Here is a 14,614-nt window from a genome sequence, read left to right on the forward strand (position 1 = left end):
GCATATAACGCAGGATAGGCACTTGTTTTTGTCTTCGTACAGGATTCTTGAGCTTGCCGAATGCAAAAGGTCAACAGCAGCTGTATCGCGCCATCATCATCTTCAAAGCGGGCAGCGTCCCTGCAACAGGCAGCATTATTCACATCCGGGATGTGTGTTGCGGTGCTTCATAATCACTGTTAAGCTGTCCAGACTATTGCTCAGAGACCCATCGTAGGGTAACCATCGCGCCCAGCGTATTCGGATGAACATCGCCGCGGTCGAACGCGAGTCTGAGTCGTGTTTCGGTTCGGGGTAACAAGGTGTTTGTGCCCATATCAAGCATGAACGACCACTGATCGCGGCGTTCTGTCAGCAGTTTTTCCCGACCCGATAAATTCGACCTGTGGGTGACTCTGTTGGCCCCGTAATTCCGGCTGTAGGTTGCAAAAAAGCGCCAGTCAAAAGCTTTTCCTAAAAAGCCTTCGAGCCCGAGATGATGGGCGAAAATTTCGTTATTCACAACCCCGAGAAAATCGCGGTCCGTCAGAAATAAGGGGTTGCCGAGCGTATTGCCGAAATAAGTCCATCCCCCGCGATATGCCCAGTGGTTGTAGTAGTTGAAGTACTCGTCCCGTGCCCGCTGCGGAAAGCGAAACATATCACTCATAACATCAAGGTATTCGTAATGAATACTCTTCAGGAAGGGACGGAAGGTGTCATCCGAACTGTGGTAGCCGGGATGAAGCCGGCTTTGCTGTCGCTGTCCTGCGACGGGAGCGGGGGCTGTTCGCGTTGAACGCCATGAGCGCCTTTCAGGTGGGGGACGAAAGGTAAGCGAAGCACCCCAAAGACCTTCCCAGGGCGTGCCAAAGCGGGCGTTTGGCGTATCTTCAAGGATAAATTGCCGGCTTACGGAAATAACGTATCGTTCTGTATTGATTTTGAATGCAAAATCATAGGTTCCGAGGTGATTTTGCGCACTGTTGAGCAGCTGCCCCCCGCCAATAATTTCATTCGAATCAGCTGCCCTTGAAAAAAAGACATCAATAAAAGACCTGAAATTTACGGGAGAACTGCCGTGCAGCGGACTTGAGCCGCCCCATTGTGCGAAGTGCTTCAGACCCCCATAAAGCACAAGGGGCGCATCATTACTGAAAATCCGGAGATAAAGATGTTTGCGGTGAACCCGTACAAGCCCTTCCACAAAACGGTCATTGAAGTCATTTTGCCAGCCATGACCCAGAGAAGCATCGGCAAAAAGTACCCCGCGGGTGAAGGGGACAGGCATAAATCCGCGGGTAGCAAAAACGATTTGCGGCAGCGGACGGGTATTTTCAGAAAGATCCATGCTGCCGGTGGATAGCGTCGGGTGAATCAGGCCGAAACGCTCCCGCTTTCTGCCGGCCCAAAGGTCAAAAGAGCCGTAACTGAGCTGAACAAAACCTTCAGTAAAGTGCAGCTGTGAGTCCTGTGAAGCGCGGACAAACAAATCTGCCTGCGCTGTAAGCGTAAGTCCGTTGTTCAGACTGTAGCGGCCGAATCCAAAGAAATTGGACATCGCATTGGCACTGTACGGATCTACCTGCCCATGCTGATTGGCATGCAGCCAAAACGGTTGCGTACCGGAAAAACCAGCGCCAGCTCCGGTCTCCCAGCCATACCCAAAACTGAGCCCCTGCGGATATGAACCGGTCTGTGCCTGAACGTCATGCAGGCAAGCTGTTGTGAAGAACACAAAAAAAAGGACGAAAGCAATGCGGCGTGTAAGCACGATAATAGATTTGGTGTGGAGCGCTTAAAACAGGTTCATATAAGATTTGGATTTGGCAGCACCGAAAGATACCATTCGTATCCTAATGATACGCATCCTAAAATGTGATACAGCTAAACCATGCAATTGCGCAGGATAAGCACCGGAGCATAATTTTGTGCCTTAGACAGACTCCGGCTAAAGAAGTAAAACAGAACCGGGTTTCCTGCATGAGTCTGTACCGCGGGATCTTTCCGGTTGGACTGGAATAAAATCGGTCTGGTTTTCTTATTTTCAGCCTTCAAAATAATGATATGATGAGCTTTCCTTAAACATAATCCGAACGTATTACATGAAATGGTATTTCAAAGCGCTGAATCGCTACACTGATTTTAGCGGGCGATCCCGAAGAAGGGAATTCTGGCTTTTCTGGCTTTTTAACGTGCTGATATTCTTTGTGATAACTTCTTTGGGTACATGGTTCGGTGTCGAAACCGATGAAGTATTCTTCTACGGTACTCTATACAACTTTGCTGTTTTAGTTCCGTCTTTAGCAGTTACGGTGCGGCGTATGCATGACTCCAACCGTTCGGGCTGGTGGATTCTTGTGATTATACTGCCGGCTTTCGGTCTCTTTGCGTTGCTTTATTTCTTATTGGTTGACGGCACGCCCGGCGATAACTACTACGGCCCGGATCCCAAAGCCGAAACAAACATCGGTTCTGCAGCTTTGCCCAGGGATGAAGATTTTTGGAAGCGTGACACTCACTAAGCCCGGCCGTACTTCAAAATGTGTTTCGTGTCAAAACCGACAATCATTAACGAAGTAAACGAACCAGCAAGCACACTCAAAACAACTGGCTTGGATTATGGCTTATCGTATTGATATAATTATCGAAGCGTAAAGGAAAGACCGCTGCGTATCCAGCGCCCGGGCTGTGGCACATTGGCAATATCATTATAGGAAACGTCGAGCGCGTTGGAAGCTTCTGCAAACAGGGTGAAGTTTCCGAAGCGTGCAAAAACGTGCAGGTCAGTCATGAAGAAAGGCTCAAATGGCTTGCTTTCGGTAAATGCGCCGTTTTCAAAGAGCATAAACTCACCTGCGCGCTGCTGCCAGCTGATATTAAGCACGAATCCGCCGTTTGAGGTTAGCGGGTGCCGCAGGGTCATGGCAACTTTGTGCTGCAAAAAATCAAGGGCGTAATTCGAGATAAATGCTCCGCTGCGCCGCCCGGCGTCGATGAATGCATAGCTAAGCTTCAGGCTGCGGTGTACGCCGGTACCTGTACCGCTAAGCGGCGTGAGCGCAGCCGGCAGATACCATGTAAGGCTGTGTTCCATTCCGCTAATGGTTACTTCGGTAAGGTTTTCGCTGCGCCAGCTGTCTTCGCCCGGGCGTCGTGTCCAGTCGATGATATTGGTTCCCCAGCGCCGGAAAAAGGCAGATTCCCAAAATACAGGTCCGCTTCCTGCCATGAAGCCGGTTTCAGCAGAGATGGCCCGCTCGGGCTGTAAATCGGGGTTTCCTAAATTATTAGGACCTTCATAAAACAGGTCGGTGAAGGTTGGATGCCGGAGGGTACGGTTCAGGCTGCCATATATTCGAAGACGTTCGCTGAGCTGCACACCCGCGTCAATGCCGGGAAAAAAGGTGACATCCTGCGCAAGGTCGGAATTGTAGTATAAAAGCCCGCCCCCCGAAAGGGAGAAAGGACCGTAGGTAAAACTGTGCTCAGCCATTAAGCTAAGCCCCGTACGGCCGTAGGCCTTCGTGAAAAAGGCTTCTGAAGCACCGGGTACGGCCCGTGGCTCTGACAGGGGATCGCCCAGTACATTACTCCAGATGTGCTCGTACCGGTACGCAAGGCCGGCAGACGAACTGCCAAAACGGCTAAGGTGCGTCCAGTTCAGCGTCGCGCCAAGAATATCTGACTGATGGTAGTTGTGCCCGCTGTACCAGGCCGGTGCTTCATTCCGAAAAAGCTCAAAGCGGTCGCTGTGCCTGCGCCAGTAAACCGTCGGGGTAAGACGAAGCGCACCATCCGGTTGCCAGCTGAGCGCCGCAAAAAAGGTTTGGGTTTGTTCAAACTGATCCGGAAATACCGGAGTATAAAAGCTGTTTGCCCCGAATGCCCGCCCATTGAAGCCCGCCTGCAGGCTTGCTTCTCCGCCGGCCGCGGGATGTTTGATGTGGTAGAACAGGCTGCCGTTCCGAAAATCGGTATTTTCAATATACCCGCTGCTTCTTATCCCGCCCATCGAAAAATGGTGCCGCGCCATCCCGGTTTCAAAGCCTGCGGAAAGGCCTGCGTTTGCGAAGCCGTGCTGACCCGCTGATCCCGAAACCTGCAGGTGTTCGGTTCCCGGCTCCCGCGTGATGATGTTGATAGCCCCGTTGAAGGCATTGGGGCCGAAAATCCGCGCACCAGCACCGTGCAATACTTCTATGCGCTCAATGCTGCTGATATCAACCGGTAAATTCAGGTTGTGATGGCCGGTCTGCGGATCTGTCAGGTTCACGCCGTTCAGCAGCACGAGGGTCTGATCAAAGGTGCCGCCGCGGATGATGATATCGCTTTGCATCCCAAAACTTCCCCGGCTCCGTACATCAACACCACGTACGAGGCTTAAAAGGGCGCTCATATCCTGCGCGCCGCTTTGTTCAATTTCCTGACGACTGACAACCTGAACGGAGCGCCGCAGCTCCGAAAACCGCAGCGGCGCCCGCTGTGCACTTACAATGACACGGTTGAGCTCAAGCTGCAGGAGCGAGTCGGCTTCTGCTGAAGCGGTAGCCTGAGCATTTACCTGTGCTGGTGTAAGGAAGAGAATCAAAATCATCCAAAAGGAAATCAAAAGAACAGATATGAAGCGCATGAACAGCGAAAGTTAGGGAAAGGGTGAAAAGCAGGTTAAGGCTAAGTCAGCCGAAAGATGACTTCGACATGCGACAGGCAAAAATAGGAACCGGTTAGCAAATCTGTGTGAAAATTTTTTACCAGCGCACGCTGCCAATTACAAGGTGATTTCTGTTTCGCTAACCCCGCATTTTGGCTGAAGCTTTGCCCCTTAAAGCAAAATAAAAATGCCATCCCCAACAGTTTTCTTTGACAGTAGGAGATGGCATAGTATGGGTTGCCTTCAAATCGGACTATCCGGAGGAGAAACAGATTTACCTGTTGCTAACCCGCATTATTCACATTTAAACTGAATTTATTTGCTAAATGTAAGTTTAAATTTGGCTTAGTGAAAAACACCGGTAGCCCGAATTTAAGTGTGGTGTGAAGACTGCGAAATTTCCCCGCTGGCTACGTTGAAGCTGAAAACTCATGCTCAGGGTACTTAGGTACCCCTCCGCTGAGTTTTCAGCTTCGCCTTGCCAGCAAGAAAATTTCTTGGTGAATAATGCGGGCTAAACCGGTGGCGGTGGTGGCGGGGGTGGAATCGGTACGGAGAGAGGCGACATAAGCGCGACGGAAACATCCGAATCAAATGTGGTTACCCGCAATCCCGGTTTTTGATAGGACTCTTTCATATAGTCAGCTTTTTGTTAAAATTAACACCCTTCCGGATGATACCAATACGTTTCTGATTTTGCTACAATATGGCGGACCTGAAGCTATTTATTTCAGGTATTTATCCAGCCAGCTGTAGAACTCGCGGTGCCAGAGCAGGCTGTTCTGCGGGGTGAGAATCCAGTGGTTTTCGGTGGGGAAGAGCACCATGCGGCTGTCGATGCCGAGGCGCTGTGCCGCGGTGAAGGCCTGAAAGCTTTCAGTGACCGGCACCCGGAAATCGAGTTCGCCGTGAATGATGAGGATGGGTGTATCCCAGTTTTGGACGAAGAGGTGGGGCGAGTGCGCGTCGTAGCTCACCGGGCGCGGCTCTTCCCAGTAGGAGCCGCCGAGGTCGAAGTTTACGAAAAACATTTCCTCGGTGGTGCCATACATGGCCTCGAGGTGGAACACCCCGGCATGGGAAATGAAGGCGCTGAAGCGGCCTTCGTGGTTGCCGGCCATCCAGAAGACGGAGTAGCCGCCGAAGCTTGCGCCTACGGCACCGAGGCGGTTTTCATCGACCCAGGGTTCTTCTTTGACGTTATCGATGGCGCTGAACAAATCCTGCATGGCCTGTCCGCCCCAGTCGCCGCTGATTTGGCGGTTCCATTCTTCGCCGAAGGAGGGAAGTCCGCGGCGGTTCGGGGCGACAACAACGTAGCCGGCGTTGGCCATCACCTGGAAATTCCAGCGATAGGAGAAGAATTGTGAGACGGTGCCCTGCGGGCCGCCCTGTGCGTAGAGAAGGGCCGGGTACTGCTGCGATTCATCGAAATTCGGGGGGAGGATGACCCAGACGAGCATTTGTTTGCCGTCCGTGGTTTCGACCCAGCGTTGGGTGACCTCGCCCAGGGTGAGGCTGCCCATCAGCTCGTCGTTGATGTGGGTGAACCGGTCCATGGCGCCGTCTTCGGCGGCAACGAGGTAGAGCTCGACCGGCGAGGACATGGACATGACGCCCGCAACGAGCACCGGGTTGCCGTCGGTATCGAGCCCTTCTTCGAAGCCGGTTACATCGTGGATGCCGTCGGTGAGCTGCCGTACCGGCGGGAACATGGAGCGGGCAAGCATGTTCAGCTCGAAAATCTGCACGGTCGCTTCGATGCCGCTTGTGATGTAAATCCGGCTGCCGTCGCGGCTGAAGCGCGCAGCGTTCATGTTGCCGTCAAAGCCGGTGCTGAGCTCGCGGGTGTTGCCGGTTTCCAGGTGCAGCTCCATGAGACGGTAGCGGTCGCTCTCGTACATGGGGGTGACCATCTGATTCCAGATCATGGTGTTGCCGTCGGGGCTGAAGGCAGGGTAAAAATCGTAGCCGGGGTTGGGGGCAGTGAGGTTGCGTGTTTCGCCGGTGCGCAGGTTGTAGAGGTAGATGTCGGAATCGGTGCTGTAGGCGTACTCGGTGCGGTCCATTTTTTTGGAGGTGTAGGCGATCAGCTCACCGGAGGGATGCCAGGCAATTTGTGAGGAGCCGCCGAAGGGCTTGAGCGGGGTGTCGTAGGGCTGACCGGCCATGATGTTGAGCGGCTCGCCGGTGAGTGCGCCGTCGGCATAGGGCGCAATATGCAGGTGACGGTAGGTGCCGTCGTGCCAGCTATCCCAGTGGCGGTACATGAGGTTGTCGATGATGCGGACATTCGCGAGCGGGTACTCGGGGTAGAGGTCGAGGGAGGTGGGATCAACGCGCACATTCCGCACAAAGGAGAGGTGCCGGCCATCGGGGCTGTACTGCACGAACATCACGCCGCCTTCGATGTCGGTCACCTGACTGAGGTAGGTGCCGTCGGGGTCCATTTCGTGGAACTGACCGCCGCGCATGAAGCCGATGCGGTCGCCGGACGGATGCCAGACCGGCGCAGAGGCCGAAGCACCGGTAGTAAGCTGCATGATAATGCCGGAACCGATATCACGCCGGTAGATGTGGGTGGACGACGAATTCTCGTCAACCGACATATAGGTGATGGTGAACAGCACAGAGCGGCCATCGGGCGACACAACGGGATTTCCAACGCGCCCGAGCTCCATCATGAGCTCCGGGGAGAGTCCGCTGCGGGTATCAGTATCCTGGATCGTGTTTGCTGTAGCTTGACAGCCGGGAAAGAGGATGAAGGCGAGAAGGATGGTCAAACCGGTTATGATCGTTTTTGGAAACGATACTTCGTTATAACGAAATGGTAAAATGGGTGCTGGGTACAGTTTCATCATGGAGATCTGTTTGTGGGAGGGATAAGGAATTGGCAATAGGTAATAATAATGCTATGCTGCCAAAAAAGCGTCAGCGGGATTTGCGCTAATTTTTTACTCCGTTTTCCTTGTAAATATGCTTTTGTATTGCCAAATCAACAATATCTACCAGCTTAGAAACCCAAAAAAGCAAGGGACTCAAATTATGATTTGGGAGCGCTGATCTGCCACGAAAGACCGTGATGCTCACGGAGTTTCCCCCACAAAAAAATAAACTAAGAAATGGCTGTGCGTTATGTTCAGGCCGACCTGCAGCGGGTTACGGAAACAAAAAAAGGGAATGCGGTTGATCGCATTCCCGGAGTATGGAGCGGTTTTGGGGATTATTCGAAGGTCAGGGTTGCGCGTCCGCCGGAGGTGCGCAGCTCTACTTTTGTTGCGCCCTTGCCGAACGTGCCGCTGACGCTGTTGCGGTTGACATTGCTGTTCTGCATAACGCTGTGGAGGTTGCCCTGAAGGTTCGCACTGCTGCCGCGCAGGCTCAGCTCAAGGCCGGGGCTGTCGGCTGCCGTGAGGGTGGCCGGCAGGTTGAGGCTCACATTGCCGCCGCTGGTGCGCAGGTTGAGGATTTCGCCGGGTTCGCGGACCGAAGCGGTGATGTTGCCCCCGGAGGTTTGCGCTTCAACGGAGCCGTTCACGTCGCGGATGTTGATGTTTCCGCCGGATGTACGCACGTTGAGGCGGCCATTGCTGTCGTTGAGGGTAATGCGTCCGCCGGAGGTGCGGGCGTCGAGCTCACCGCTGACTCCGGTAATCTGAATGTTCCCGCCGCTCGTTTGTGCGCGGATGGTGCCGCTGGTTTGCGTGAGGGTGATGTTTCCGCCGCTGGTACGCAACTGGTGTCCGCCGTCAAAGCCGTTGAGCGAAATGTTGCCTCCTGAGGTTCTGCCGTTTGTGCTGCTTGCTGAGGGGGCAAGAATGTGGTAGGAAATGCTGACATTGGCGGATGATGAGCGACCGAAAAATGAGAAGCCCGAGCTGTTTCTGCGCTGGGCTTCGACCGAAATCTGATTGTCGCTCTCGTTGAAAATGAGCTCAGCATAGCTGTCAAGCTCGTCGGCGCTGAGGTATGCTCGTCCCTTTCGGGCGATGACATGTATGACGACTTCATCGCGGTTGTGTGTTTCAAAGGTGATGTTGCCGCCCGAAGTAGCCGCACTGAGCTGCGGACTGCTGCCGGTTCGGAAGGTTTGGGTGAGGGTTGTGTTATCCGGCTGCGCATGCACATAGGCAGGGAGTGGCAAAAGAAGGAGGGCGAAAACGGAAAACAGAAGCGTGCATTTGGCTTTCATGGAAGACATCAGGTTTAGTTTGAAGGAATACAGGAACTAACTGGAGTTCGCATTTTACGCAGGTTTTTTTGGAAATGTTGGAGTAGGACGGACTTATTTTTCAGAGGTCAAAACGGGGCCTGACTGAACCTTGAGAAGCCCATGCCGGTTTGGAAGTCATCATCAAAAAACAAAAAAAGTACGCATGAATTCTTTTTTAACCTTTCGCCTGATCCTGCCGGTTTATTTATTTCTTTTTTTTATCGGGGGATGTGCTTCCGGACCTGAAGAAGAGCGGGTGCCCGCTGAACTTGCTTTTGCTGAGGAGGCGGAAGCGGTGCAGGAGAGGCCCCATCTGCAGGTAGAGCCGCTAAGCGTGGAAGAAATCGCGGCCTTTCGGGAACTCACTGATCGCTCCGTAATTGATCGCGTAACACGTACCGAACGCGAGTGGCGGGAGCTGCTGACCCGTGCGGAATACAGGATTTTGCGCAATGAAGGCACCGAGCTGCCCTGGCGCAACGCTTATAACAGTGAAACCCGGGAAGGGATTTATTACTGCCGTGGCTGTCATCATCCGTTGTTTTCATCTGAGGTGAAGTATGATTCAAGGACCGGATGGCCGAGCTTTTGGGAGCCGTTGGCGAAAATCAGCACCGATTACCGCGAAGACCGCTCCTTTTTTATGGTAAGGACGGAGGTCATTTGCGCGCGCTGCGACTCTCACCTTGGACATGTGTTCGATGATGGTCCTGAGCCGACCGGTCTGCGGTATTGCATGAATTCTGCCGCGATGATCTTCGTGCCACAAGAAGTAGCGGCAAAGTGAGGCCTTTTGGCTGCCAGAAGTTTTACAACAGCTGGCATTAAGTGCGCGTATTTTGAAGTCACTGTTCACCCGAATTTATATCCAAGTCCGAAAAACTGTTATGGCGCGATTCTATACGGTAGCAACCCTTCTGCTCACTTTTCAACTGCTTTGGGCATGCTCATCATCAGAAACGATCATCAAAGAAGAAACACCCCAAAACCTGATGTTGCTGCACGACGTCAGGCCCATTCCGTATCCGATAGATATTCCTGAAGAATATCTGGCTGCCATAGCCAACGGTACCCGAACGGAGACAGGGGCACCGGGGGAGCATTTCTGGCAGCAATATGCTACCTACGATATCGCAGCGACGCTCAACCCCGATACCAAAAAGCTCGAAGGCAGCATGAAAGCCGTGTATATGAATCAGTCGCCGGATGAACTCGGACGGCTTCACATGGAGCTGTCGCTGAACGTTCACCGCAAGGGTGTTGTGAGGGCGCGTGCGCAGGATGTGACCGGCGGAAAAGAAATTCAGTCCGTAACGGTTAACGGAAGAACGCTGACGGAAGGCCGCAACCCGTTTCCGGCTTATGAAGTGCAGGGCACGCAGCTCATTATTTATCTCGCAGAAGCTCTGCCGAGCGGTGGGGAGGTCGAGGTTGAAATTGACTGGACGGTTGATATACCGCGGCGGGGTGCTTCAGGACGCAACGGCTGGGCCGACGACCTTTTCTTCTTGGGGTACTGGTATCCGCAGTTCAGCGTGTATGATGATGTGTACGGATGGTTTACCGAGCCTTTCCGCGGGAATGCCGAATTTTATCACGGGTTCGCAGACTACCGCCTGTCCATTACCATGCCGGATGACTGGGTTGTTATGGCGACCGGCGAATACCTGAATCCCGAAGAGACGCTTGCACCGCATGTGCTGGAGCGGTATATCGCAGCGCAGGAAAGCGACGAGGTGATACACGTAATCACCGCCGAGGACTTCGGCAGAAACGCAACCGCTGAAAGTGAAAACGGCATGCTCACCTGGCGCTTCGAAACGGAGCGTGTACGCGACGTGGCCTTCAGCGCTACCCGGAAATCTTTCTGGGACGCGCGCCGTACCCCGGTCGGCGATCTGAATGGCGACGGTGAAACCAACTATTCGCTCATGAACGCCTTCTACCGTGAGCTTGCCCCGCTGTGGACCGAGGTAGCCGAGTACAATGCGCACGCCATCAGCTTTCTGTCGGAGTTCACCGGTTTCCCGTATCCGTGGCCGCACATGACATCGGTGGAGGGCTCTACCATCATTGGTGGCGGCATGGAATACCCGATGATGACGCTCATGGGCGATTACAATCAGCGGGGCGCGATGGCGCTGTACAGCGTAACCGCACACGAACTCGCGCACATGTGGTTCCCAATGATTGTGAGTACCAACGAGCGGATTTACACCTGGATTGATGAGGGCAACACGGTTTTTGCGACGGATGAGGCGCGGCACAATCGTTTCCCTGATGTAGATAAACACGCTTCGACACAGCTGAACTATATTTCTTTTGCCCGTTCAGGGCGCGAGGGTCCCATTATGCGCTGGTCCGATTTTCATTATTCGCAACAGGCATACGGCATTGCTTCTTATCCCAAGCCGGCTTCTGTGCTGGTTGCGCTGCGGGGGGTAATTGGCGAAGAAGCATTTCGGGAAGCATACCAAACCATGGTACACGAGTGGGCCTGGAAGCAACTTTACCCATGGGATATGTTCCGCACATTTGAGCGTGTAAGCGGCATGGACCTGTCCTGGTTCTGGCGGGCCTGGTACTACGAAACCTGGACGCTTAACCAAAGCATACATCAGGTATATGTTGAAGACGGACATACGGTAATCAGTATACGTGATTTGGGGAACGTGCCCATGCCGGTATTGCTCCGGATAACCCGCGCAACCGGTGAGGTAAACGAAGGCCGCATATCGCACGAACACTGGCTGACCGGTACCCGGGAGGCTGAATACCGCGTACCTTACACCGATGTACTTCGGGTAGAAATAGACCCCGACCGGCACTTCCCGGATATCGACAGAAATAATATGGTATATGACATTAGGTGACTTGAAAAACCGAAGAAAAAGTAATACATTATGTAGTACAATTGGGTTAAGTAAAACCTAATTGTCACTAATCCTGCATGGGTGCATTCCCCCCATTTCAGGTTTAAGCCAACACATCCGTAAATGTATAAGCCCCTAAGCCATGACTTCCGTCCGTCTCCCCAAAGAACTCGAGCAAAAGCTTGACAGCCTTGCAGAGGCCAAACAAATCAGCCGCTCAGCGCTCATCAAAGAAGCGCTCGTGGCCTATCTCGAACAAGAAGAAAGTCACAGTCAGCCTTATCTCGTCGGTGAGCCGCTCTTCGGCAATTATGGCAGCGGCACTACAGATAACGCTGTGAGCTACAAAACCAAGCTTCGTCAAAAGCTCGCCCGTAAGCACAACAAATCCTACCCTTACTAAGTCTGAAAAATGGCCAGGAAAGGCAGGTCTACTATCATCCCGCTTCGGTACATTCTGGTTGATGCAGGGCCCCTGATCGCCCTGTTCGACCGGGATGACAGCTATCATCAGCTGGTGTTGGATTACATCAAAACGTTTAACGGAAAGCTCATCACAACCTGGCCGGTGCTGACGGAAGCCCTGCACATGCTGGGCTTTCATGTGAATGCACAGCTTGATTTGCTCACCTGGGTAGAAAGAAACGGGGTACAGATTTACGAAATGAGTTCGGATGTTATCCCTGATATCAAAACCTATTTCGACAAATACCGCAATATTGAGGCAGACCTTGCGGATATCAGTTTACTCGTTGCCGCTGATCAGATGAATGTTACGCAGATATTGACCATCGACCGCGATTTCAATATTTATCGCATGCCCGACGGCGAATACCTCCATAATGTGCTTCAATACTGAATTTTATGTCTTCCAAATCCTGTGAAACCGTCTCTGACCTGAGTATGATGAAAATACAGCCGCAAGTGCACTCATCCGGAAAACCCTTAAAGCGGCTGTTAGGGGTGTGGGTTTTATTTGCTGCCATTTTTATTTATGCAGGGCCAATGCACGCTCAGAACTGGTCAAGCGGCGGACCATTATCTTCTCTGCAACAGGGATTCGATGTTACCTTTTACGATATACAGCTCGAAATTCATCCGGAGTTGCAGGAGATTTCCGGAACCGTTACGGCGCATGTCTTCGCACTTGAGCATGACATTAACCAGGTCGAATTCGACCTGGTTAATCATTTTAAAGTGACCGCAGTACGATACAGTGATAGCCCGCTCAGCTTCACGCATGAACAGGATAAGCTTGTGGTTGATCTGCCCCGAAAGTTGGGTGCGAATCAGATTATGCCGCTGGAAATCAGCTACAGCGGCGCACCGCCGGTTGCGGTACGTCCGCCCTGGCAGGGGGGATTTACCTGGGCGCGTGACAGCGAAGACCGTCACTGGGTTTCGGTTTCGTGTCAGCTGGAGGGGGCTAAGCTATGGTTGCCTGCCAAAGATCATCCCACGAGTCGTGCTGACAGCGTCCGCATAGACGTCACAGTGCCCAAGCCTTATTTTGTGGCCTCCAATGGTTTGCTTGAATTGCAGGAGGTGGTTGACGAAGCACGTCAAAGGTTTGTCTGGATGACCCGCTATCCCATCCATAATTATAACATTAACGTGACGATGGGGATATTTGAAGAAGTACGTACGGCCTACCTCACGGAAGTTGGGGACGAGATGCCGGTGGTATTTTATGTATTGGAGTCGTATGCGCATGAGGGTCCGCAGTTGTTAAAAATGACGCTGCAAAAGTTGTATCAGCTGAGGGCGTATTACGGGGAATATGCCTTTACCACCGAGAAGTTCGGTTTGGTACATACTCCGTATCTGGGCATGGAACATCAGACCATAAATGCGTACGGCAATGATTTTGAGTATACAGTAATTGATGACCGCCCTTACGACTGGCTTTTGCTGCACGAGATGGGACATGAGTGGTGGGGGAATGCTGTTACAGTCCGTGACTGGGCAGACTTTTGGATTCATGAAGGCATTACAACATTTACGGACGCACTGTTCCTGTGGGATTTTTACAGCCCGGAAGTGTATTATGATAAAATCCGTGAGTATGTGGGCTTCATCCGGAACCATCAGCCTATCATTCCGGGCACGGATGTAACTTCGGCTGAAGTGTATAACCATGATGTATATTACAAAGGCGCCTGGTTTATGCACACGCTCATGCATGTGTTAGGGCGCGATACTTTTCTGGAGGCCATGCGATCCTTTGCTGTCTCAAACAGATACGGTTACACCGATACGGATGCCATCCGTGCGTACCTGCAGCTTTATACCGAAATCCCCTTAGCTCCGCTTTTCGAACTGTATCTGTACCAAACAGATTTACCGCGTTTTGAGCTTCATGAGGTCAGCGATCAGACCTGGGCCGTTTACCTCAGCGGGGCTGAGCTGACCATTCCGGTTGAAGTGCGCACCTCAGCCGGCGTACAGCTTATTCAGCTTGGTACCGAGGCTCAGCACATTCACTCTCAAGACAAGCCGGTTCTTGATCCGCAGTTTTGGTATCTGACAGAAAATCTGTTTGACCGATGAAATTTTTTTTTCTGGTGAATGGGTATGCGACGCTGCGCCCGTGTTACCTTAATAAAAATAATTGAACCCGTTAGATTTAACCCGCATCATTCACAATAATACAGGATTTATTTGCTAAGTGTAAGTTTAAATTAAGCTTAGCGAAAAAAAAACTGGTAGTCCAATTTTGAGTGTGGTGTAAAGACTGCGCTCCGAGCGAAGCGATTCCCGCGCAGCGAAATTTCCCCGCTGGCTGCGTTGAAGCTGAAAACTCATGCTCAGGGTACTCAGGTACCCTTCCGCTGAGTTTTCATCTTCGCCTTGCCAGCAAGAAAATTTCTTGGTGAATAATGCGGGTTCATATGA

At 52.4% G+C, this 14,614-nt stretch carries 10 protein-coding genes; 6 read left to right on the forward strand and 4 right to left on the reverse strand.

The features are described 5' to 3' along the window. Positions 1 to 193: 193 nt before the first annotated feature. The gene (locus tag CYPRO_RS06050; RefSeq protein WP_114983755.1) at positions 194 to 1,753 is read right to left on the reverse strand and encodes a capsule assembly Wzi family protein; all 1,560 of its coding nucleotides are present in this window, start codon (positions 1,751 to 1,753) and stop codon (positions 194 to 196) included. A gap of 331 nt (positions 1,754 to 2,084) precedes the next feature. Here CYPRO_RS06050 and CYPRO_RS06055 point away from each other — a divergent pair, with 331 nt between their 5' ends. Then, the gene (locus CYPRO_RS06055; RefSeq protein ID WP_114983756.1) at positions 2,085 to 2,504 is read left to right on the forward strand and encodes a DUF805 domain-containing protein; all 420 of its coding nucleotides are present in this window, start codon (positions 2,085 to 2,087) and stop codon (positions 2,502 to 2,504) included. 119 nt (positions 2,505 to 2,623) lie between these two features. On the opposite strand, the gene CYPRO_RS06060 is transcribed toward CYPRO_RS06055, so the two are convergent. The 3 genes from CYPRO_RS06060 to CYPRO_RS06070 form a co-directional block, all read right to left on the reverse strand. Then, entirely contained in the window at positions 2,624 to 4,612 is a 1,989-nt protein-coding gene (locus CYPRO_RS06060; RefSeq protein WP_114983757.1) for a TonB-dependent receptor plug domain-containing protein, read from the reverse strand. A gap of 746 nt (positions 4,613 to 5,358) precedes the next feature. Then, a complete protein-coding gene (locus CYPRO_RS06065; RefSeq protein ID WP_124245541.1) occupies positions 5,359 to 7,416 on the reverse strand; it encodes a S9 family peptidase in 2,058 nt (685 codons plus the stop codon). Between the two features lie 440 nt (positions 7,417 to 7,856). Further along, positions 7,857 to 8,834 (reverse strand): DUF4097 family beta strand repeat-containing protein, encoded by a 978-nt coding sequence (locus tag CYPRO_RS06070; protein ID WP_114983759.1) that lies wholly within the window; start codon positions 8,832 to 8,834, stop codon positions 7,857 to 7,859. 175 nt (positions 8,835 to 9,009) lie between these two features. Here CYPRO_RS06070 and msrB point away from each other — a divergent pair, with 175 nt between their 5' ends. The 5 genes from msrB to CYPRO_RS06095 all read left to right on the forward strand — a co-directional run bounded on the left by msrB (position 9,010) and on the right by CYPRO_RS06095 (position 14,269). Beyond that, positions 9,010 to 9,633 carry a peptide-methionine (R)-S-oxide reductase MsrB gene (gene msrB, locus CYPRO_RS06075; RefSeq protein ID WP_114983760.1) on the forward strand — a complete coding sequence of 208 codons (624 nt, stop codon included), beginning with the start codon at positions 9,010 to 9,012 and terminating at the stop codon, positions 9,631 to 9,633. A gap of 100 nt (positions 9,634 to 9,733) precedes the next feature. Next, entirely contained in the window at positions 9,734 to 11,719 is a 1,986-nt protein-coding gene (locus CYPRO_RS06080; protein WP_114983761.1) for a M1 family metallopeptidase, read from the forward strand. A gap of 142 nt (positions 11,720 to 11,861) precedes the next feature. Beyond that, positions 11,862 to 12,122 carry a CopG family ribbon-helix-helix protein gene (locus CYPRO_RS06085; RefSeq protein ID WP_114983762.1) on the forward strand — a complete coding sequence of 87 codons (261 nt, stop codon included), beginning with the start codon at positions 11,862 to 11,864 and terminating at the stop codon, positions 12,120 to 12,122. A 9-nt stretch (positions 12,123 to 12,131) separates the two neighbouring features. Next, positions 12,132 to 12,578 (forward strand): type II toxin-antitoxin system VapC family toxin, encoded by a 447-nt coding sequence (locus tag CYPRO_RS06090; RefSeq protein WP_114983763.1) that lies wholly within the window; start codon positions 12,132 to 12,134, stop codon positions 12,576 to 12,578. Positions 12,579 to 12,583: 5 nt separating this feature from the next. Next, the gene (locus CYPRO_RS06095) at positions 12,584 to 14,269 is read left to right on the forward strand and encodes a M1 family metallopeptidase (RefSeq protein WP_114983764.1); all 1,686 of its coding nucleotides are present in this window, start codon (positions 12,584 to 12,586) and stop codon (positions 14,267 to 14,269) included. Positions 14,270 to 14,614: the final 345 nt, after the last annotated feature.

Source organism: Cyclonatronum proteinivorum (assembly GCF_003353065.1).
GTDB lineage: Bacteria > Bacteroidota > Rhodothermia > Balneolales > Cyclonatronaceae > Cyclonatronum > Cyclonatronum proteinivorum.

What these genes read in the sequence shown, in the direction of transcription:
- CYPRO_RS06055 (WP_114983756.1), top strand. Translation starts at nt 2,085, where the DNA reads ATGAAATGGTATTTCAAAGCGCTGAATCGCTACACTGATTTTAGCGGG.
- CYPRO_RS06060 (WP_114983757.1), bottom strand. Translation starts at nt 4,612, where the DNA reads ATGCGCTTCATATCTGTTCTTTTGATTTCCTTTTGGATGATTTTGATT.
- CYPRO_RS06070 (WP_114983759.1), bottom strand. Translation starts at nt 8,834, where the DNA reads ATGTCTTCCATGAAAGCCAAATGCACGCTTCTGTTTTCCGTTTTCGCC.
- msrB (WP_114983760.1), top strand. Translation starts at nt 9,010, where the DNA reads ATGAATTCTTTTTTAACCTTTCGCCTGATCCTGCCGGTTTATTTATTT.
- CYPRO_RS06080 (WP_114983761.1), top strand. Translation starts at nt 9,734, where the DNA reads ATGGCGCGATTCTATACGGTAGCAACCCTTCTGCTCACTTTTCAACTG.
- CYPRO_RS06085 (WP_114983762.1), top strand. Translation starts at nt 11,862, where the DNA reads ATGACTTCCGTCCGTCTCCCCAAAGAACTCGAGCAAAAGCTTGACAGC.
- CYPRO_RS06090 (WP_114983763.1), top strand. Translation starts at nt 12,132, where the DNA reads ATGGCCAGGAAAGGCAGGTCTACTATCATCCCGCTTCGGTACATTCTG.
- CYPRO_RS06095 (WP_114983764.1), top strand. Translation starts at nt 12,584, where the DNA reads ATGTCTTCCAAATCCTGTGAAACCGTCTCTGACCTGAGTATGATGAAA.